Annotated in this window: 16 protein-coding genes; 7 read left to right on the forward strand and 9 right to left on the reverse strand. The window is 71.0% G+C overall.

Annotated elements, in window-relative coordinates; all coding sequences use genetic code 11:
• Window positions 1-187: 187 nt before the first annotated feature.
• The 4 genes from UG56_RS22670 to UG56_RS28495 all read right to left on the reverse strand — a co-directional run bounded on the left by UG56_RS22670 (window position 188) and on the right by UG56_RS28495 (window position 4912).
• Window positions 188-1039 carry an aldo/keto reductase gene (locus UG56_RS22670; RefSeq protein WP_045549435.1) on the reverse strand — a complete coding sequence of 284 codons (852 nt, stop codon included), beginning with the start codon at window positions 1037-1039 and terminating at the stop codon, window positions 188-190.
• Window positions 1040-1091: 52 nt separating this feature from the next.
• Window positions 1092-1688, reverse strand: a complete 597-nt coding sequence (locus UG56_RS22675) for a hypothetical protein (RefSeq protein WP_045549434.1) — start codon at window positions 1686-1688, stop codon at window positions 1092-1094.
• Window positions 1689-1781: 93 nt separating this feature from the next.
• Complete coding sequence (locus tag UG56_RS29060) at window positions 1782-4712, reverse strand: helix-turn-helix transcriptional regulator (RefSeq protein ID WP_177191531.1); 2931 nt, start codon at window positions 4710-4712, stop codon at window positions 1782-1784.
• Between the two features lie 59 nt (window positions 4713-4771).
• A complete protein-coding gene (locus UG56_RS28495) occupies window positions 4772-4912 on the reverse strand; it encodes a hypothetical protein (protein ID WP_177191532.1) in 141 nt (46 codons plus the stop codon).
• A 157-nt stretch (window positions 4913-5069) separates the two neighbouring features.
• On the opposite strand from UG56_RS28495, the gene UG56_RS22685 reads away from it, so the two are divergent.
• Both UG56_RS22685 and UG56_RS22690 read left to right on the forward strand, forming a co-directional pair.
• On the forward strand, window positions 5070-6251 hold the full coding sequence (locus UG56_RS22685; RefSeq protein WP_052694146.1) for a sensor histidine kinase: 1182 nt from the start codon (window positions 5070-5072) through the stop codon (window positions 6249-6251).
• Window positions 6248-6925: a response regulator gene (locus UG56_RS22690; RefSeq protein WP_045551475.1), complete on the forward strand. Its 678-nt coding sequence runs from the start codon at window positions 6248-6250 to the stop codon at window positions 6923-6925. The genes UG56_RS22685 and UG56_RS22690 overlap by 4 nt, the downstream gene beginning before the upstream one ends.
• Here UG56_RS22690 and UG56_RS22695 read toward each other — a convergent pair.
• The 3 genes from UG56_RS22695 to UG56_RS28950 form a co-directional block, all read right to left on the reverse strand.
• Entirely contained in the window at window positions 6899-10198 is a 3300-nt protein-coding gene (locus UG56_RS22695; RefSeq protein WP_177191533.1) for an efflux RND transporter permease subunit, read from the reverse strand. The genes UG56_RS22690 and UG56_RS22695 overlap by 27 nt on opposite strands.
• A 148-nt stretch (window positions 10199-10346) precedes the next feature.
• Window positions 10347-13265, reverse strand: a complete 2919-nt coding sequence (locus UG56_RS29065) for a helix-turn-helix transcriptional regulator (RefSeq protein WP_071327267.1) — start codon at window positions 13263-13265, stop codon at window positions 10347-10349.
• A gap of 115 nt (window positions 13266-13380) precedes the next feature.
• Window positions 13381-13503, reverse strand: a complete 123-nt coding sequence (locus UG56_RS28950) for a hypothetical protein (RefSeq protein WP_256206842.1) — start codon at window positions 13501-13503, stop codon at window positions 13381-13383.
• 132 nt (window positions 13504-13635) lie between these two features.
• On the opposite strand from UG56_RS28950, the gene UG56_RS22705 reads away from it, so the two are divergent.
• Window positions 13636-14232, forward strand: a complete 597-nt coding sequence (locus UG56_RS22705) for a nitroreductase family protein (RefSeq protein ID WP_045551198.1) — start codon at window positions 13636-13638, stop codon at window positions 14230-14232.
• A gap of 1 nt (window position 14233) precedes the next feature.
• Here the strand turns inward: UG56_RS22705 and UG56_RS22710 are convergent, their stop codons facing one another.
• Window positions 14234-15127: an SDR family NAD(P)-dependent oxidoreductase gene (locus UG56_RS22710; protein WP_045551199.1), complete on the reverse strand. Its 894-nt coding sequence runs from the start codon at window positions 15125-15127 to the stop codon at window positions 14234-14236.
• Window positions 15128-15152: 25 nt separating this feature from the next.
• Window positions 15153-16301, reverse strand: a complete 1149-nt coding sequence (locus tag UG56_RS22715) for a GTPase family protein (RefSeq protein ID WP_045551203.1) — start codon at window positions 16299-16301, stop codon at window positions 15153-15155.
• 73 nt (window positions 16302-16374) lie between these two features.
• Here UG56_RS22715 and UG56_RS22720 point away from each other — a divergent pair, with 73 nt between their 5' ends.
• The 4 genes from UG56_RS22720 to UG56_RS22735 are packed head-to-tail and all read left to right on the forward strand — an operon-like array spanning window position 16375 to window position 21021.
• The gene (locus UG56_RS22720) at window positions 16375-17664 is read left to right on the forward strand and encodes a C39 family peptidase (RefSeq protein ID WP_045551200.1); all 1290 of its coding nucleotides are present in this window, start codon (window positions 16375-16377) and stop codon (window positions 17662-17664) included.
• Between the two features lie 53 nt (window positions 17665-17717).
• Entirely contained in the window at window positions 17718-19022 is a 1305-nt protein-coding gene (locus UG56_RS22725; RefSeq protein WP_045551201.1) for a M20/M25/M40 family metallo-hydrolase, read from the forward strand.
• A complete protein-coding gene (locus UG56_RS22730) occupies window positions 19019-20458 on the forward strand; it encodes an MFS transporter (RefSeq protein ID WP_045551202.1) in 1440 nt (479 codons plus the stop codon). The genes UG56_RS22725 and UG56_RS22730 overlap by 4 nt, the downstream gene beginning before the upstream one ends.
• 26 nt (window positions 20459-20484) lie before the next feature.
• On the forward strand, window positions 20485-21021 hold the full coding sequence (locus UG56_RS22735; protein WP_045551204.1) for a J-domain-containing protein: 537 nt from the start codon (window positions 20485-20487) through the stop codon (window positions 21019-21021).
• Window positions 21022-21113 lie beyond the last annotated feature (92 nt).

Below are 21113 nucleotides of genomic sequence, written 5' to 3' on the forward strand. Positions count from 1 at the left end.
AGCGGCTGCTGCCGCCGAGTGTTGCAAACAAGTTGAGTCGAATCAACTCAACTTCGTTCACTGTCCACAACGAAGACCCTACGCCCCCTATTCCAGCCCGCCAGAAATCAGGCCGAGTCGGCTCGTCCTGACCGAAAACCACGCCGAGCCGGCTCGTCGTGACGAGCCGGCTCGGCGGGTGCTTCGGTCAGAATGAAGGGATCCAGTCGAAGGCGTCCGGGTTCGGGCCGGAGCGGCCGGGCTCGCCCTTGTCGAGGGCCGCGAGGGCGGTGACCTGGTCGTCGCTCAGCTCGAAGTCGAAGATCGCCAGGTTCTCCTCGAGCCGCTCGCGGCGTACGGACTTGGGGAAGACGATGTCGCCGCGGTCGATCTGCCAGCGGAGCAGGACCTGGGCGGGCGACCTGCCGTGCGCGGAGGCGATCTCGGTGACCACCGGGTCGGTGAGCTCTCCGCCGCCCTGGCCGAGCGGGGACCACGACTCGACCTTGGCGCCGTGGGCCAGGGTGGCGGAGCGGGCGGCCTCGTTGGTGAAGTAGGGGTGGACCTCGATCTGGTTGACCGCCGGGACGACACCGGTCTCGGCGACGATCTTGTCGAGGTGGTCGGGCTGGAAGTTGGAGACGCCGACGGAGGTGGTCAGGCCGGCGTCGCGGAGGCCGACGAGCGCCTCCCAGGTCTTCGCGTACGTCCCGTCGTACCGCGTCGGGAGCGGCCAGTGGATCAGGAACAGGTCGACCCGGTCCAGGCCGAGCAGCTCCAGGGACCTCTCCAGCGATGCCTTCGCCTTGGCAGGGTCGTGCTGGGAGTTGTTGAGCTTGGTGGTGACGTAGACGTCCTCGCGGTCGAGTCCGGCGCTCTTCAGCGCGGCACCGACACCGGCCTCGTTCTGATACATCTGCGCGGTGTCGATGTGGCGGTAGCCGACCTCGAGGGCCTCACTCACCACCTGCTCGGTCTCGTCCTGGGGGACCTGCCAGACGCCGAGACCGAACTGCGGGATCGACGTGCCGTCGTTGAGCTTGATCGTGGGAACCGTCATACCCCCATACAACCAAGCGACCCAACCCCTGTTCCGTCCGCAGGTGCCATCCTCAGCCGATCGTCACGGTCACCGGGTTGGAGTAGGTGCCGGTGTCGACGTCCCTCACCCGGAACTCGTGCTTGCCGACCCGGCCGGACTGGATCACGGTGGAGAACTGCTCGCCTCTCACCGGGATGTCGGGGATGCCGAAGTCCTCCCACCCCTGACCGTCGTTGCGCTCGAGCCGGAGGATCGCCCCTTCGCCGCCGGGGTAGATCCCGCTGAGATCGATCCGCTCCATCGGCTTCGCCGCGACGGTGCCGGCCTGGAGGGTGATCTCCTTCTTCACCGGCCTGGCCGCGACCGTCTTGGACGCAGACGGGCTGGTGGAGACGGAAGCCCCCTGCTTCTCCGGGGTGCTCGTGGGCGAGGCGTTGAGCGTGATCGCCGGACCGGTCGCGGTCTTGGTCGGCTTGGGCGGCGGTGCGTAGAGCGAGGCCCCCGCGTCGGGGTCGGTGGCCTGGTCGCCGGCAGCTCCTCCGCCGCCGAGACCCATGAGGTTGACGCCGACGAACATCCCGATCCCGACGATCAGTCCCACCCCGACGGCGACCGCCACGAGCGCCGTGACTCCGGCCGCGATCGGGTGCTGCTCGCCCTGCTTCACATCTGCTCCTCGACGTCCGGCCACAACTGTCCCTGACCGACGTGTGGTGATGGTGACAATTCAGCCACACGTTCTCATCGAGCACCACAACATTCAGCTGATCAGCTGCTGGCGGCGCGCGATCGCGGCCGCCTCCGTGCGACTCCCGGCGCCGAGCTTCCCGAGGATGTTGGAAACGTGCACGGAGACCGTCTTGGTGGAGATGAACAGCTGCTTGCCGATCTCGCCGTTGCTCCGCCCCGCCGCGACCAGCGTGAGGATCTCGCTCTCCCGCGGCGTCAGCGCCGTCGACGTCGCCTGCTGCTGCTTGACCGCCGTCGCACCGAGTGACCTCAGCTCGTCGAGCAGCGGCTGCAGGCCGAGCCGCTTCGCGGTCTCCCTGGCCTTGTCGGCGGTCACCCGCGAGCCGGCGACGTCGCCGGTGGCGCGCTGGATGGCTGCGTACGTCGCCCGGACGGACGCCAGACCCGGGACGTCGCCGTAGGCCTCGACCTGCTGCTCGGCGCGCGCCCACGCCGCCAGCAGCGACTCCTGGGGCGGGGCGTCGATGCCGGCCAGCCAATGGACGCGGAGCACCTCCGCCTCGAGCCGCGCGGTCCAGGAGCGGCCCTCAGGCCCCCATTCGCCGGGCTCGTACTGGGCAACCACCTGCTCGCCGTCGCTGCGCAGCCCGTCGACGGCCTCGACCAGCGCCGGCCACTGCGCCGCGGGAAGCGAGGGCAGCAGCTGCGCGATCCCGGAGGCGGCCACGACCGCGAGGCGCACCCGGCCGCCGAACCACTCCGTCCAGAACTGCGAGAGGGTCTCGACCGCGTCGGCGTAGACCCTGAGGACTCCCTCGGCGTCGCCGGCACGGGCGACTGCGATCATCTCCACGATCGAGCCGTAGAGGGCGATCAGGCCCTCCTGGGTCCAGAACGGACGCAGCGCCCTGGCGGCCTCACCGACCGACGCCCCCTGGGCCTGCTCCATCATCATCCGGAGCGAGTCGAGGAGCGCCACCGGGATCGGCGGCGCGTCGGGGAGGTTGCCGCCGGTCAGCGCCAGCGCCTCGTCCCACTCCCCCAGGACCATCTGGATCCGGACGATGTCCGAGCGGGCCGCCGCGGCGTAGGGCGACCACTGCAGCGACTCTCCGCCGGCGTCGTCGATCACCGCGCGGAACCATCTCAGCGCCTCGGGATAGTCGCCTGCTTCGTCGTAGGAGCGGCCGAGCGTGAACAGCCCCCGGCTGACCGCGTACGTCGAGCCGACCCGGCGCGCCTGCTCGATCGTCTCGCGGAGCACCTGCCGGAAGCCCTCGACCTTGTCGCCGCCGCCGCGGCCGGTGCGGACCTTGAGCATGGACAGGCTGGTGGCCATGTCGGAGGCCAGCTTGGAGAGGCTGTGTCGTTCGGCGATCTCGATGCCCTCGAGGCCGACGGCCTCGGCCTCTTCGCTCCGGCGGAAGGTCACCAGGGTGCGGGTGCGGACGGCGAGCACCGCGCACCGCGCCTTCGGCTCGGCGTCGTCGGGCAGGGCGACCATCGCGTCGTGAGAGTGGGTGAGCGGGTCGCCGTTCTCCATGGCGAGGGCCGCCTCGGCCCGGGTCGCCAGCAGCAGCGCACGGCCGACCGACGGCGTGGCCGGGATGGCGTCGAGCCGCTCGGCGAGGATCGCGTCGGCGCGTGAGGGGAGGCCGGCCAGGATGAGCGTGTCGGCGGCACGCTCGTAGACCCGGTCGAGGTTGATCGCGGCGGCCTGGGCGACCTTCGGGTCCGCGGCGAGGCCGAGCGCCTTCTCGTAGTGGTGGGCCGCCTCGCCCACACCGCTGACGCTGCGGGCCTCCTCGGCCGCGGCGATGCGGGCACGCAGCGCGGTCGCGAGGTCGCCGGCGTGCTTGGCGTGCAGCGCGAGCTCGGCGGCGGCGCCGAGCCCGGGCGTCTCCTTCAGCACCTGGGCGAACCGGGCGTGCAGCCGCACCCGCTCGCCGGGCAGCAGGTCGTCGTAGACCGCCTCGGCGAGGAGCGCGTGACGGAACGTGTAGCGCGAGCCGGTCGGCTCGAGCACCTTCTGCTCGACCGCGGTGCGCAGCGCGTCGTCGAGCTCGTCGGTCTTCATCTCGGTCACCGCGGCGAGCAGCTCGTGGGTGACCCGGCGTCCGGCGATCGACGCGGTGCGGACGACACTCCTGGCCGCTCCGTCGAGACGGTCCAGGCGCACCAGGAGCAGGTCGGCGAGGTCGACCGGGAGGTCCTCGTCGCAGCCGGCCTGCACCAGCTCCTCGACGAAGAAGGCGTTGCCCTCGGCGCGGCGGACGACGCGCTCGGCGTCGACCTTTCCGGAGGCCAGCTCGTGGACCAGCCGTCGCACCGAGTCGTCGGTCAGCGGCTCGAGCACCATCCGCTCGACGTCGGGCAGCCGGCCCCACTCGCCCACCTGGCGGCGCAGCGGGTGGCGGCGGTGGATGTCGTCGGCGCGGTAGGAGGCGACCATCGCGACCGGGCCGACGTAGGGGCGGGTGAAGAGGTAGGTCAGCAGGTCGCGGGTGGACTGGTCGGCCCAGTGGGTGTCCTCGACCACGACCAGCAGCGGCGCCTTCTCGGCGGCCGCCTCGAAGAGCGTGTGGACGGCGTCGAAGAGCTGGCCACGGTCGGTGCCGGTCGGCGCGGCCCCCTGGTTGGCGCCCATCACCCGGCGTACGGGCCTCAGCCTGGCCAGCGCCGGATAGTCGGCAGCCACCCGCTCGACGACGTCGGGAAGATCGGCGACTATCCGGTCGAGGATCTCCGAGAACGGCATGTACGCCACGGCGCTCTCGCCGAAGTCGACGCAGTGTCCCGCGTGCACCTGCCAGCCGTCGGACACCGCGCGGTCACGCAGCGCGGTGAGCAGGCGTGTCTTGCCGACGCCGGCGTCTCCGGCGAGGAGGACGTGCTGGCGCCGGGCATCGGTGGCAGCGTCGGTCGAGGCGACTCCGAGCAGCCCGGTCAGGGTCTGCAACTCGGAGTCGCGACCTACGAAGGACCGAGCACTCTGCGCCATGTCCCCTATCATCGCGCCTCCGGGCCCGGGATTCTCCTGCATTACCGTCGTCCGAGGACTCAGTTGTGTATCGAGTCCATCCGGCGCGGACGGCGGCGCTTGACCTGGCGGGCGAGGCGGTCGGCCGCGGTCGCGCGCCGAATGGTCTGCTGGCGGTACGCCACCTCGGCGGCGTAGCTGATCTGGCTGGTGTACGTCATGCATCCAGACTCGGCCCCTGAGGTAGTGCCAGGCATGAGGCGCCTGCCTTAGGTGCAGGTCACGGGTGCCTCATTCCGAAGCCCTACTGCGAGCGCAGTAGGGCGCCTCGCCCGAGCGGTCGATACGGATCCGGTCCGCGACCGGCACACTGGGGTCGTGAACCAGGCGACCGAGGCAAGCCTTCTGGCGCGTGTCCCTGCACCCGTTCGCGAGACCCTCGTCGCACTCTTCGCGGGCCTGGCGTTCTTCGCTCCCATCACCGATGGAGTGGGAGAAGGGCGTACCCCGCTCGGCTATGTCCTGGTCGGGGTGTTCACGGCACTGCTGCTGGTGCGTACCCGGTTCCCGTGGGTCGTCCTGGCCGGGGCCGTCGCACTCCAGTGCGCGCTCGTGCTCACCTTCACCACGACGCCGGTGTCGACCCTCGGCCTCCTGATCGCGGTCTACACGGTCTCGGCACGGAATCCGTGGCGGATCGCGATCAGCATGGGCGTCGTGGTCGCGGCGGCCCTGGTGACCGTGCTCGGCGTGATCATCGGCACCCTCATCGTCCAGTACAGCATCCCGGTGACCGTCCAGGTGGCCTTGGCGGTGGCACTCGGTCAGACCGCCCGGATCCGAGCCGCCTACATCGCGGAGATCACCGATCGCGCACTGCGGGCCGAGGCCACCCGCGAGGCGGAGGCACGCCGCCGGGTCGCCGAGGACCGGCTGCGGATCGCCCGGGACTTGCACGACGCGGTGGCCCACCAGATCACCGTGATCAGCCTGAACGCGGGCGTGGCCTCCTCGGCCATCGCCGACCGGCCCGATGCCGCCCGGGAGGCGCTGCAGACCATCCGGGAGTCGTCACGGCTGGTGCTGCGGGAGATCGGCGACATGCTCGCGACGCTTCGCTCCCCCGAGGAGACGCCCGAGACCCCGTCCGCACGTGGCCTGACCGCCGTGACCGACCTGGTCGAGCAGTTCGAGAGGTCCGGGCTGGCGGTGACGTACGAGATGTCCGGCGACCCCACGCCGATCTCCACGGCTGTCGACATCGTCGCCTACCGGGTGATCCAGGAGGGTCTGACCAACGCGCTGCGACACGGGCCGGGCACCGCCGACCTCGATGTCGAGATCGGACCCAGGAGTGTCTCGATCCGGGTGTCCAACCCGCTCGTCGCGCGGTCCCATGCAGGCACGGGCCACGGGCTGGTGGGGATGGCGGAGCGCGTCGCATCGGTCCGTGGAGCCGTCGAGTACGGCGTGACCGAGGGGTGCTTCGTCGTCTCGGCCACCCTTCCCGTCACCGAGCCAGAAGCCAAGCCAGAAGCCAGGACAGGAGCCGAGGAATGACCGTGACGCTGCTGGTCGCCGACGATCAGGTGCTGATCAGGTCGGCCGTGGTCCAGCTGCTCCGCAGCAGCGGGGAGATCGATGTCGTCGGGGAGGCGGTCAACGGCCGCGAGGCCGTACGTCTCGCCCGCGAGCTCCACCCCGACGTGGTCCTGATGGACATCAGGATGCCGGTGATGGACGGGATCGAGGCGACCTCGACGATCCGTGCCGATCCCGGCCTCGAGGGCACGCGGGTCCTGATCCTCACCACGTTCGAGGAGGACGAGTACCTGCTGGCAGCCCTCCGCGCCGGCGCCGACGGGTTCATCGGCAAGGGTGCCGAGCCCGACGAGATCGTCCGTGGCGTACGCGCCGTGCGGGACGGGGAGTCGCTGCTCTCCCCCGCCGCCACTCGCAGCCTCATCGGCCGCTATCTGAAGATCGACCGGACGGTGGCCCCGACCGGGCGCTACGACGCGCGACGGCTGGAGGAGCTGACGCCCCGGGAGCGGGAGATCCTGGTCCTGGTGGCCGGTGGCCTGTCGAACCAGGAGATCGCCGACGAGCTGGTCATCTCGCCGTTCACCGCGAAGACGCATGTGAACAACATGATGACCAAGCTCGACGCCCCCGGGCGCGCCCAGCTCGTGATCTGGGCCTATGAGTCAGGCCTGGTCACCCCGGGCTCCTGAGAGAGCGGTTCCCTCTCCGCGGACGATGTCGACCTCGACCTCGCTCTCGCCGGGCATGTCCGCGATGGCCGTACGCAGCTCGGCGACCGTCATCGTGCGCCGCCGGGCTCCTTTCGGCTGCCGACGACGCTGACGACGGCGTTCGCGTCGGTCGTGGCGGCCCTCGACGAGCTGGTAGACGGCCGGCACGAGCAGCAGGGTCAGGAACGTGGAGGAGACCAGGCCCCCGATCACCACGATGGCCAGGGACTGCGAGATGAACCCGTTTCCTCCGGTGATCCCGGTGGCCATCGGTACGAGCGCGAAGATCGTCGCCAGCGCGGTCATCACGACGGGCCGTACCCGGCGTCCGGCGCCGTGGTGGATGGCGTCGGCGACGGACTGCCCACGGCGTCGGTACTGGTTGATGAGGTCCATCAGCACGATCGCGTTCGTGACCACGATGCCGATGAGCATCAGCATGCCGATCAGTGCGGAGACGCCGAGCGGGGTGTCGGTGGCGAAGAGCAGGCCCAGCGACCCGATCGCGGCGAACGGGATCGACATCATCAGGATGAGCGGCTGCACCAGCGAGCGCAGGATCCCGACGAGCAGGACGAAGATGAGTCCGACGGCCACCAGCATCGCCAGGCCCAGCTGGCTGAACGCCTCGGACTGCTGCTCCGAGACGCCGCCGACGGAGGTGCTGGCGCCCGCGGGAAGGTCGAGCTCGTCCAGGCGCTCGCCGACCTCGGTCTGGACGGCCCCGAGCTCGCCGTCGGCCGGCGTCAGCGAGACGGTGGCGACCAGGTCCGTGCCGGTCCGGGCCAGGCTCGACGGCCCGGCGACCTCGCTGATCGTGGCGACGTCCTTCAGTCGAAGGCTTCCGGTGCCGAGCGCGAGGTTGCCGACCTCCTCGGTGGTGTTCACCGACGGCCCGGCGACGTAGACCGAGAGCTGCTGGTCGTCGATCGTCATCTCGGTGACGGCCTGCGGCGTCATCGCCGAGGCGACGATCCCGGCGATCGCCTGCTCGGTGAGCCCGTGCTCCGCGGCCTTCGCCCGGTCGACCTGGACGCGCAGGGTGGGCTGCTCCGCGGCCAGGCTGCTGCTGACCTCGGTCGTCTCGGGGACGTCCTCGAGTGCGGCGTACACCTGGTCGGTCGCCTTCTCCACCGTCGCGCGGTCGGTACCGATGACCTCCACGTCGACGGTCGAGCCGCCGACCCCGCCACCGCCGCCAACCCCTACGGTGATCGCGTTCGGGTCGGGCAGCTCCTGGACGGCGTCCTCGACACGGTCGGTGACCGTCGGGACGTCGGCACCGTCGGAGACGGTGACCGTGTACGTCGCGGTGGTGTCGCCCGAGGTGCCCTCGTCCGGACCCCCCATCATCATGTCGCCGGAGCCCGCCAGGCTCGCGGTCACGACGACGTCCTCGACGTCCTCGACCCAGTGCAAGACCTTCTCGGTCTCGGTCACGCGGCTGGTGACCTCGTCGATCGCCAGGCCCGAGTCGAAGGTCTGCGTGACGCTGACGCTGTCGCCGCCGGTGTCGCCGATGAACTCCACCTTGAGCTGCGGGATCAGCGCGAGCGAGCCGCCGAGCAGGAGCACCGCCGCGGTGATCACCGCGACCGGCTTCCGGGTCGTCCAGCGCAGCATCGGCAGGTAGTAGCGCTGCAGGACGTTGGGCTCGGCCTCCTCTCCTTCTTCCAGATCGGAAGCCGGGAGCTCGGCGCCGGCCGGGTGGTCCGGCTTCTTCAGGAACCAGTAGGAGAGCACCGGCACGATCGTCAGTGCGACCAGCAGCGAGGAGACCATCGCGATCGTGACCGTCAGCGCGAACGGCCGGAACAGCTCGCCGACGAAACCGCCGACGACCGCGATCGGGATGAAGACCAGGACGGTGGCGATGGTCGAGGCGGTGACTGCCGAGGCGACCTCCTTGGTGCCATTCAGGATCGCGTCGAGCTTCTCCTCGCCGTAGCCGAGGTGCCGCTTGATGTTCTCGATGACGACGATCGAGTCGTCGACGACACGTCCGATCGCGATCGTCAGCGCGCCGAGGGTGAACATGTTGAGCGAGTAGCCCCACAGCTGGAGCCCGATGAAGGTCACCAGGATCGACAGCGGGATGGAGAGCGCGCTGACCATCGTCGGGCGGCCCGAGCGCAGGAAGATCAGGATGACGATCACGGCCATCGCGAGGCCGAGCAGACCCTCGATCGCGAGGTGTTCGATCGAGTCGGCGATGAACGGGGCCTGGTCGCTGACGACGGTGATCTCGGCGCCGTCGCCGAGACGCTTCTCCAAGCCGTCCAGCTTGTCCTCGACGTCGGCCGACAGGGACACCAGATCGGCGTCGTCGGTGGCGGTGATCGACAGCGAGACGGCGGGCTTCCCATTGACGCGGGTGAGGGAGGTGACGGGGTCGTCGGTGATCTCGACGTTCGCGACGTCACCGAGCTTCACCGGCGGTGCGTTCGGCTGCGCCGATCCTTGGGCGTCGGCACCCTGAGGCGCCGTCTGCTGGCCGCCCACTGGCCGGCCGCCCTGGGCGGTTCCGCCGGACGTACCTGCCGAGGCGGTGAGCGGGAGGCTCTTGACGTCGTCGACCGAGGTCAGCTGGTCGCCGACCTGGACGGAGACGGTGTCGCCGTCCTCGACGACGCTGCCGGCCGGGGTGGTCGACCCGTTCGCGGTCAGCGCCTGGGAGACGGCGTCCGCGGTCAAGCCATGAGCCCTCAGCTCGTCGGCGTCGGGGGTGACCGTGATCCGCTGGCCGGTGACGCCGCTGACCGACACGTCGCGTACGCCCTCGACGGTGCGCAGCTCGGGGACCGCGACGTCGTTCAGTCGCTCACCCAGCTTCTGCTCGGAGGCGTCCGACGAGACCGTCAACGTCATCGCCGGGAGATCCCCGAAGCCACCGCTGGAGACCTCCGGCTCGGCACCTTCGGGCAGCTGAACGGACCCGATCGCCTCCTGGGCGTCGGCGACCACCTGGTCCTGGTCGACGCCGAAGTCGGTCGTCAGTGAGATCACCGAGACCCCGCTGGACGACGTCGAGGTCACCTCGTCGACGTCGTCGACCTGCTCCAAGGCCCTGACCAGAGGTACGGTGACCTGCTCGTCGACCACCTCGGTGCCGGTGCCGGGGACCACGGTCATCACCGTCGTCTGTGGCTGCTCGAAGTCGGGGAACAGCTCCTGCTTCAAGGAGGTCAGGGACAGCACGCCGGCGGCGGCTATCAGGAGTGTCAGCAGAGCGACGACCGCTCTGTTCGCCAAGCTGGCGCTGGTGAGTTTGAACAACGAAGGGCTCCCGCGAAGAACGGACACGGATGGGACCCTTCGATGCTCGCCAACTCCGGCGCTGTGGACATCGGCTGGACGCACCGAGTCCGTCTACTGCGGATGGACGAGTTCTCCGACCAGCTCAGTCCACCAGTCCGCGGCGCCGCCCGATCGCCGCCGCCTCGGTGCGCCCGGAGGCGCCGAGCTTGGCCAGGATGTTGGAGACGTGGACCGAGACGGTCTTGGTCGAGATGAACAGCTGCTTGCCGATCTCGCCGTTGCTCCGCCCGGCCGCGACGAGGGCGAGGATCTCCGCCTCGCGGGCGGTGAGCTGGCTGGAGGGACCGGCCGCCGACCGCTGCGGCGTGGTGCCGAGGGTGAGCAGGTGGTCGAGCAGCGGCTGGGCACCGAGCAGCTTGGCAGCGGCTCGGGCCTGATCGGCCAGCTCACGCGCTCCGGCGGTGTCGCCGCCGGCCCGGAGGACCTCGGCGAGCCGGACCCGGGACCAGGCCAGCTCGTGGACGTGCGGGAAGGCCTCGAAGGCGGCCACGGTCTCCCGCCACGCCTCGATGAGGTCGTCCTGCTCGGGCACGGAGACGCCGGCCAGCCAATGGGCCCGGAGCCCCTCGGCCCGCAGCCGCGCCGACCACGCCTGACCTTCCAGTCCCCAGGGCTGCTTCGACCCGGCGGGCCGCGTGCCCTGGCCGATGATGCGGTCCACCTCCGCCATCACGTCCGGTCGCTCCCCGACGGGGAGTGCCGGGATCGCCCCGGCGATCGCACCGACGGCGATCGCCGAGAGCCGCGCACGGACGCCGAACCACTTCCCCCAGCCGACGGTGAGGGCGGTGACGCCCGCGTCGTAGGCCTCGATCGCCCCGTCGATGTCCCCACGGGCCGCGGCCGCTCTGATCTCGACCGGCGCGGACTCGCTGGCGGTCGCCACCTCCTGCTTCCATGAGGGTCGCAGCCGCCGGGCCTCCGCCCCGACATCGGCACCGCGGGCCTGCTCGATCATCAGCCGCTTGGACTCCAGCCACGGCCACAGCGCCGACGGGATGCCGTACGCATCGGTGAGCGCGAGCGCCTCGTCCCATCGGCCGGTGATGTGGAGATGGTCGAGCCAGGCGATCCGGGCGTCGAACGCGTACGGCGCCCACGGGACGCCCCGCTTCACGCCGAGCTCGAAGGCGCAGCGGTAGTTCTCGCCGGCCTCGTCGAGACGGTCGGCGGCGTCGAGGGCGAAGCCGAGCTGGATCCGGGCGCGCAGCTCCGGGTGTAGCGCGCCGACCTTGGCCGCCCTGGCCACGGCCTCGCGCAGCGGCTCGATCCAGTCCTGCGGCGGGCGACCCCACGACCCGGCCAGCGTCGCGGCCACCTCCGCGGCGAGACCGGTCCGGCCGAGCTCCTCGGCCAGCGCCAGCGCCTCCCGGCCGGCCCGCTCGGCGTCGTCGTAGCGGCGGTAGATCATCAACGCCCGGGCGTACGCCGCGAGCAGCCGTGCGCGGACCAAGGGCGGGGCATCCTCGGGCAGCTCGGCCACCGCCGCATCGGCGAGCGCCCGCACGCTGACGTCGTTGACGTAGGCGAAGCTGGTCTCGATCTCGACCGTCATCAGCTGGGCGCGCCACAGACCCGGGGCGTCGGCCGGGAGAGACTCGCGCTGCTCACGAGCCAGCTTCCCGGCCCGGTCGGCGTGCCCGGCGGCCACCATCGCATCGCTGGCCTTGACCACCAGGTCGACCAGACGCTGGGTGTCCTGGCCCGAGCCGGCACGGCCGGCGAGCTGGGCGATCGCCTGCTGATAGTGCTGGGAGGCCTCGTCGGGACCACCGGCGGCCGCCGCCTCGTCCCCGGCCGCGATCCCGGCCCGGAGGGCGGTCTCATGGTCGCCGGCAAGACGGGCGTGGCGCGCGAGTCCGGCCGCGCTGCCGGTGGCGAGGTCGCCGCTCAGCGCCTGGACGTAGCGCTGATGGAGCCGGACCCGCTCCCCCGGCAGCAGGTCGTCGTAGACCGCCTCACCGAGCAGCGCGTGCCGGAAGACGTAGTAGCCGTCCTCGCGCGGGACCAGGATCGCGCGCTCGATCGCCTGCCTCAGCCCGGCGTCGAGGGTCGGACGGTCGAGGCCGGCGACGGCCTCGAGGAGCTCGTCGCTGACGTCGCGGCCGGCGGCGCTGGCGGTGTCGACCACCTCGCGCGCGGTCGCGTCGAGCTGCTCCAGCCTGATCAGGAGCAGGTCGGCGAGGTCCCAGGGCAGCTCGTCGGCACCCGCGGCCTGCACCAGCTCCTCGACGAAGAAGGCGTTGCCGTCGGCGCGGCGTACGACGCTCTCGACGTCGATCCCCGCATCCGGGTCGCCGGCGAGCTCAGCGACCAGGACGCGTACGTCGTCGTCCGAGAGCCGGCCGAGGTGGAACCGCTCGACCGAGGGCAGCCGGCTCCACTCGGCGAGCTGGCGGCGCAGCGGGTGACGGCGGTGGAGGTCGTCGGCGCGGTAGGACGCGACGATCGTGACCGGGCCGTCGAAGGGCCGGGTGAACAGGAAGGTCAGCAGGTCACGCGTCGACTGGTCGGCCCAGTGGGTGTCCTCGACCACGACCAGCACCGGCGCCTTCTCGGCCGCGTGCTCCAGGAGCGCGTGGATCGCGGCGAAGAGATTCCCCCGGTCGAGCGCCTCCTGCACGGCGGTGTCAGCCCCGCCGAGCGCACGGGCGACGGGCGCCATCCGCAGGAGCCCCGGATGTACGTCGGCGACCTGGGCGACCACGTCGGGCAGTGCCGTGGTGATGCTGTCGAGGATCTCGGTGAAGGGCAGATAGGCCTCGGCGCTGTCGCCGAAGTCGAGGCAGTGCCCGACCAGCGCCTGCCTGCCGTCCGCGGCGGCTCGGCCCCTGAGCTCGCGCAGGATCCGGGTCTTCCCGACCCCGGCGTCGCCGGCGAGGAGGACATGCCTGCCCCCGCCCGGGCGCGCGCTGCCGTCCGGACCGACCAGCCCCACCAGGCTCGTCAACGTCTCCAGGTCGGCGTCACGCCCGACCAGCCTCTCGGCACTCTGCGCCATGGGCGCAATCATCGCCCTATCGGACACCACCGGGTCTGTTTTTCCGTGCCCCGGACATGGAACAACGCCGAGCGGGATCTCTCCTGCTCGGCGTTGTTGGTCCCGCGCCCGCATCTCAGCGGGTGCGGTTGCGTCGGGTCTGACGGGCCGCAGCAGCCTGCTGGCGCTTGCCCAGGTCCTTCTGGATCTGCTGGCGGCGGTACTTGACCTCTGCTTCGTAACCTACGGTGGTGTACATCTCGATCTCCTGGTTCTGTGTTCTGCTGACATCGAGAAGACTCCTCCGCTGAGGTAGGTGCCCGGATCGGTCGCGCGCCTTACTTTCCGACCTCGGTCCCGGCCTGAGCGCCTTAGACGGGACACTGGGCCTATGGAGTTCTCCGAGGTCGTACGCCGCCGCAAGATGGTCCGCAGCTACACCGGCGACCCGGTGGCCCCTGAGGTGATCGACAGGATCCTGCACAACGCCACCCGGGCGCCGTCGGCGGGCTTCTCCCAGGGCTGGGCGTTCCTCGTGCTCGACACCCCCGAGGACGTACGCCGCTACTGGGAGGCCACGGCCGACGTGGACGATCCCGACCGGTGGCTGACCGGGATGATGACGGCCCCGGTGATCGTGATCCCGTGCTCCTCCAAGGCCGCCTATCTGGACCGCTACGCCCAGCCCGACAAGGGCTGGACCGACCGCGACGAGGCCCGCTGGCCGATGCCGTTCTGGCACATGGACACCGCGATGGCGACGATGCTGATCCTGCAGACCGTGGTCGACGAGGGCCTCGGCGCGCTCTACTTCGGCATCCCGCCGGAGTCCGACGCCGCGGTCCGCAAGGCGTTCGACATCCCCGACACCTTCGACCCCATCGGGGCCGTCACCATCGGCCACCCCGCCACCGGCGGCGCCAAGGGCTCCCCGACCCGCCGCAAGCGTGCCCCGCTCGAGGAGGTCGTCCACCGCGGCCGCTGGTGACTCAGTCCCCGGCCCGGGCCGCCCCTCGGGCGGCTGCCGAGTCCGGGGTGCGGGCGTGGGAGACCGCCATGGCGAGATCGGCCAGTCGGGGCGCGACGATGTTGAGGATCTCGAAGACGGAGCCGAAGGCGCCGTCGACCGTCACCGGCCGGTCCTCGAGCGCCCGCACGACCCGCTCGGCGCACTCCTCGGGACTCTCGCCACGGCCCTCGTACTCCGCGGTCGGGGCGATCATCGGCGTCCGCACGATGGCGATGCGCATGTTGGTGCAGGTCACGTTCTCGAAGTAGGCCTCGCGGCTCAGGATCCGCCCGAACACGTCGAGCGCCGACTTCGCGGCGATGTAGGCCGCGAACTTCGGCGCCTTGATCTGGTTGCCCCAGGTGACGATGTTGACCACGTGGCCGAACCGCTGGGCGCGCATCGCCGGCAGCAGGCCCATCGTGAGCCGCACCGCGCCGAAGTAGTTGACCGCCATCATCCGCTCGAAGTCGTGGAAGCGGTCGTGGGTCAGCTCGAGCGAGCGCCGGATCGACCGGCCGGCGTTGTTGACGAGGTAGTCGACCGCCCCGTGCTCGGTCAGCAGCCGCTCCACCAGCGCGTCGATCGAGTCGCCGTCGGCCATGTCGACGAGGTAGGTCGACGCCTGCCCGCCGCTCTCCTCGATGCTCTTCCGCACCCGCTCGAGCTCCTCCGAGCGCCGCGCGGCGAGGAGCACGTGCGCGCCGCGTCGGGCCGCGGCGTACGCCGTCGCCTCACCGATCCCCGAGCTGGCGCCGGTGATCAGCACGGTCCGCCCGGCCAGGGGGCCGGGACGGCCGGTCACCGCCCTGAGCGTGCGCGCGACCCGGGCGCGAGGTGTCTGCAGGAGCGGGAGCGAGAGGAGGCTGACCACGTCAGCACCCTAGTGGCGGCTCCCCTCACTTCTCCTTGGCGTGCAGCTTCAGCCTCGAGATCTGGTTCTTCAGCTCGTCGAGGAAGAGCGACCGGATGCTCTCGGTGTCCAGGGCTCCGTTGACACCGCGCAGCTTGCCCTCGCCGAGCTTGATGCAGACGGCCGACCAGGCGGCGCCGATGGCGCCGGTGAAACCGGCGGCGACGGTGGCGTTGATCGCGCCACCACCGACGGTGCCGAAGCCGGGGACCAGCTTGAGCAGGTTGCCGGCCACGGTGCGCCCGGCCTGGGTGGCGGCGGCGGTGGCCGCGATGGAGGCCATCGCGGCCTTGTCGACCTCGATGCCGTAGATCGCGGAGATGCGGGCCATCATCCCGAGCTGGATCGGCACCAGGACGACCGCGTCGGAGAACGGGATCGGGGTGGCGCCGGCCGCCCCGGCCGCGGTCGCGGCACCCGCGATCACGGTGTTCGCCTGCTCCTGCTTCCGCTTGAGATCCACCCTCTGCGCCGCGGTGAGGGCCTCCTCGACGCCTGCAGGCGCGCATCGAAAGGTGGCATCAACAAGTTCCTGCAGGCCGTGGACCTGCTGGCCCGAGAAGTCGTCGGCCTTGGCGTTGGTCAGGTAGACCCTCGCCCCGTGCACGGGCAGCCCGCGCGCGTCGATCTGCTGGGCGAACTCGACCGCGTCCGGGTGGTAGGCGCCGGTCGGCGACGTCGGCACCTGGGTCATCACCAGCACGACCGGCAGGCCCAGGTCGGCGAGCTTCTGGACGAACGCGGCCTCGGTGTCCTCGAAGCGGCGGTCGGCGAAACGTACGGCGTACCAGGCGACGTGGATCTGCTCCGACTGCGGCTTGCGGCGCCGCTCCTGGATGAGCTTCGCCAGGTCGCGGATCACCCGGTCGCCCTCGATCCCGATCTCCAGGCCCTGGGTGTCGAGCAGCCCGAAGAAGCCGCTGGTGTGCAGGTAGAGCGTCGACTCCTTGGTCACCGGCTCACCGATCCCGGTCCTGGCCACCTCCGCCCCGAAGACCGCGTTGACCAGCGTCGACTTGCCGACGCCGGTCTTCCCGAAGACGGCGAGGTTGAACCGGCCGATCTCCTTGGCCGACTCGGCGTACCTCTTGTGGAACTCGTCCTTGAACCAGCCGTCGGATGCGAAGTTGTTCACGTCGATCAAGGATGCCAGCAGGCACCGACGAATTGTCGTGGCCGCGCGCTCCGCGGAGGAATAGCGTTCCGACATGAGATCTCGGTCCCGCCTCGCGTACGTTGCCGCCCTCGCCGCCGCAACCGTCCTGGTCGCACCCACGACTCCGGTCCAGGCGACCGAGCCTGAGACCCAGCCCACCGACATCACCCTCACCCGCTGGAACAGCCTCGAGGACTTCGCGAAGGGCCGGTCCAGCAACCTGCGCCCGGACCGGCACGGCACCCTCCTGATCGGCCATGGCAGCGAGACGACGACCTACACCGACCCGTTCGGTGACGGCTCGGCGAAGACGTACGAGTACGGCAGCTGGACCTCGCCCGTGGTCACGACCGGATATCCGATCGACGAGTCGGTCACCTCGTGGGACGTCGACACCCCGACCGGCACGTGGGCCGAGATCCGGTTCCGCGGCCGCAAGGCGGACGGCACCTGGACGAAGTGGTTCGTGATGGGCCGGTGGACGGCCGGCGACGACTTCGCGGCCGGCGACATCCACCGCACCTCCGTCGACGGGCAGAGCGACACCGACGCGGGGCTCTACACCGACACGTACGTCGCCCGGACCGGCAAGGAGCCCGAGGCGTTCCAGACCCGGGTCACCCTGCTGCGGCCCGAGGGCGCGACCGTCTCGCCCAGCCTGCGGTCGGTCGCGACGCTGACCAACGAATACCTGCCCGACTCCGCCTACCCGGGCACCAGCACGCCGACGCTCGACCACGCGATCGACCTCGGCGTCCCGCCGTTCAGCCAGAACATCCACCGCGGCGAATACCCGGAGTTCGGTGGCGGCGGCCAGGTCTGGTGCTCACCGACGTCGACGACGATGGTGCAGTACCACTGGGGTCACGAGGTCCCGGCGAGCGAGCTGGAGGGCATCGAGGCCCCCAACGGTGACCCGCAGGTCGCCTACGCCGCGATCAACACCTGGGACTACGCCTACGAGGGCGCCGGCAACTGGCCGTTCAACACCGCCTACGCCGGCCGCTGGGGCCTGGACGGCGTCGTGACCCGGCTGCGTTCGCTGGCCGAGGCCGAGACCCTGGTGGCGGCCGGCTTCCCGCTGGTCGTCTCGGCGAACTGGGAGCGCTCGGAGATGCCCGAGGCGGGCTACGACACCGACGGCCACCTGCTCGTCATCGGCGGCTTCACCGCCGAGGGCGATCCGATCCTCTACGACCCCAACCATCCGTCCGACGACGAGGTCCGCAACGTCTACACCCGCGAGAACTTCGAGCGGGTCTGGCAGACCTCGACCGACGGGATCACCTACGTCATCCACCCGCGCGACGTGCAGCTGCCCGGGAGCGCCACAAACTGGTGACGGAGTCGCCAACAGGGTGATCCGCCTCACGGTGGGCGGGTTAGGTTTCGGCCATGACACTCGACCCCGTCGCCGCTCTTCAGGCCGCACTTCGGGCGCCGACCGTCAACGACGGCTCGGGCGCGGAGGATGCGGCGTTCGAGCAGCTCCACGCGGCGCTGCGCGAGCACTTCCCGCTGCTGCACGCGACCCTCGAGCTCACCCCCGTCGGCGGCCACGGGCTCCTCTTCCGCTGGCCCGGCGCCTCGGCCGAGAAGCCGATCGTGCTGATGGCCCACCAGGACGTCGTCCCGATCGCAGGCGAGTGGACCCATGACCCGTTCGGCGGCGAGATCGTCGACGGGGTGATCCACGGGCGCGGCACGCTCGACGACAAGGGCCAGCTGGTGGCGATCTGCGCCGCGGTCGAGGAGCTCCTCGCGGCCGGGTTCGAGCCGGCGTACGACGTGTGGTTGTCGTTCGGCTCCGACGAGGAGACGACCGGCGAGGCCGCGCGGGCGGCGGTCGAGGAGCTGCGGGCCCGGGGAGTCACGCCCTGGTTCGTGCTCGACGAGGGCGGCGCGGTCGCGTTCGACGCCTTCCCCGGTGTCGCCGCTCCGGTCGGGGTCGTCGGCGTCGCCGAGAAGGGCACCACCGACGTACGCCTCCGGGTGACCGGCGACGGCGGCCACTCCTCCACCCCGCGACAGAACGGGCCGACCGCGCGGCTGGCCCGAGCGATCACGCGGCTCGACCGGATGTCGATGCCGGTGCAGCTGCCGGCGCCGACGGTCGAGATGTTCGAGCAGATCGCCCCGTACGCCGCCAAGCCCCTGCGGCCGGTGCTGGCCAACGCCGGTAGGCTGGCGCCCGCGTTGGCCCGGCTGCTGCCGCGGCTCGGGCCCGAGCCGGCCGCGCTGACCCGCACCACGGTGGCGATCACGACGCTCGAGGGCAGCCCGGCGGCCAACGTCATCGCCTCGGCGGCCTCGGCCGGGGTCAACCTGCGGATCATGATCGGCGAGACGGTCGCCGAGGTCGTCGAACGGCTGCGGGCCGCGATCGGTGACAAGCAGGTCGAGATCGAGGTCGTCCGGGCCGGGGAGCCGTCGCCGGTCTCGCCTCGCGACGAGGCGTTCTCCCTGATCACCGAGGCCATCGCGGAGGTCTTCCCCGAGGCCGTGCCGGCTCCCTACACCGTCATGGCCGCCACCGACTCGCGCTTCTTCTACGAGATCAGCGACCGGGTCTACCGGTTCGCGCCGTTCCGGATGACCGCCGCCCAGCGTGCCACCATCCACGCCGCCGACGAGAACATCGGGGTCGATGACTACCTCGACGGGATCCGCTTCTACCGAAGGTTGATCGAGTCGCTGTGACCACCGAACGCCAGTCCACCGGCCTCGAGAAGGCCGCCCGCGGGATCTGGGTGATCGTCGGCTTCCTGGTGGCCGTCGAGTTCGCCAGCGGCATCCTGCAGGGCTACTACACCCCGATCTTCTCCGACCTCGCCGACCACCTCGGGGTCTCCGACGCCGACCTCAACTGGCTCGAGGCCGGGCAGCTGATCGTCTCCGCGCTGTGCGTGCCGCCGCTCGCCCGGCTCGGTGACCTGATCGGCCACAAGAAGGTGCTCCTGCTGGCGACCGGGATCACCGCGCTCGCCACCTGGTGGACGGTGGTCGCTCCCGACTTCGGTTCGTTCCTGGTCGCCTGGGCGGTCCAGGGCGCCTACGTCATCTGGCTGCCGCTCGAGGTCGCCATCGTCCACAAGCGCACCGGAGGCGACTCCGCGCTGACCCGGCGGGCCGCCGGCGTGCTGGTCGGCGCGCTGCAGCTCTCGGTGATCATCGGCGCGATCGCGGCCGGTGCGCTCGTCGGCGTGCTCCCGATGACCGCGATCCTGGCCTTCCCCGCCGTGGCGGTCACCGCGGTCTTCGTCGTCATCGCGGTCGGCATCGAGCCCGACTCCGGCGCGAGCGGCGGCGCCTTCGACTGGCTCGGGCTGACGGTGCTCACCGTGGTGCTCGGCCTGGTCATGGCGGGTCTCGTCGGCGTACGCGTCCTCGGGGCCGGGTCCCTCCTCGCTTGGGCCCTCGTGGGCCTGGGGCTGCTCACGCTGATCCCGTTCTGGCGCATCGAGACGGCGCTGGAAGACGCCGGCGGGCGGGAGCCGCTGATCGACGTACGCCTGCTGGTCTCGCGCCACCAGTGGCCGATCCAGCTGACCGCGTTCCTGTTCGGGATGTCGGTGCTGGGGGCGCAGATCCCGTTGTCGACCTTCGCGCGCACCGATCCGGCCGAGACCGGCTTCGGGCTCGGTGCCGACGCGTCGTTCGTGTCGCTGCTGATCGCGGAGTACGTCATCGCGATGGCCGTCTCCGCCTTCACCCTGCCGCTGTGGGCCCGGTTCCTCGGTCCGGTACGCGCCCAGGCGGTCGCCTGCTTCCTGGTGGCCGCCGGCTACCTGATGTGGTTGCCGTTCCACGACTCCACCGGGCAGGGGCTCCTCAACATGGCCGTCGTCGGGCTCGGCTCGGGTGCGCTGGTGGCCTCCCTGCCGGCGTCCGCCGCCGCAGCCGCACCGTCCTCGCGCACCGCGTTCGCCACCGGCATGACCAACGCGACCAAGACCGTCGGCGGCGCCATCGCCTCGGCGGTCTTCGCGATCGCGCTCGCCGCGGACGGCTCGATCTCCGGCGAGGCGCACGCACCGCTGTCGGGCTATCTGACGGTGTGGGCGGTCTGCGGCGTCACCGCCTGCGTCGCCGGGCTCCTGCTCCTTCTCCCCCGGGGCACCACCGCCGCTGGGTAAACTCGTCTCCTCCGGAGGTGATCGACATGCCCGAGAGCGAGGACCGGCCCGAAGGCCGCCCCGAGACGCCTGCGCCGCTGGACGACAACGCGAGCAAGGCGGCGGCAGCGGCGCGGGTCGCCAACCAGACCAAGTGGGTCGACCTGCAGGTCCAGCAGGCGATCCAGCGCGGGGAGTTCGACAACCTGCCCGGCGCCGGCAGGCCGATCAAGAACCTCGACCGCGACCACGATCCCGACTGGTGGGTCAAGCAGCTCATCGAGCGCGAGCAGATCGTCCTCCTCCCCCGGTCCGTCCAGCTCCGCAAGGACGACGCCGAGCTCGACGACCTCCTCGACACCCAGACCACCGAGGACGGCGCCCGCAGGATCATCGAGGAGTTCAACGAGCGCGTCATCGCGGCCCGCTACGGCGCTCCCGAGGGACCGCCGCTGATCACCATGCCCCGCGACGTCGACGCCACCCTGGAGGCGTGGCGTGAGCGTCGGGCGGCGCGGGTGGAGGCGGCCAAGAACGTACGTCGCGAACAGACGCCGCGGAGGCGGCGTTGGTGGCGCCGGTAATCGGTCGCAGCGTTTGGTGAGGCCGCGGTCGGCGACTGTTATTTTGTGGCTGGTCTGGGCCGCCGACCCTGTCCTCGAGTGTTTCTCGACCT

Origin of the sequence: Nocardioides luteus, from assembly GCF_000960475.2 — a bacterium.
In the GTDB taxonomy this organism is placed as follows: Bacteria; Actinomycetota; Actinomycetes; order Propionibacteriales; family Nocardioidaceae; genus Nocardioides; species Nocardioides luteus_A.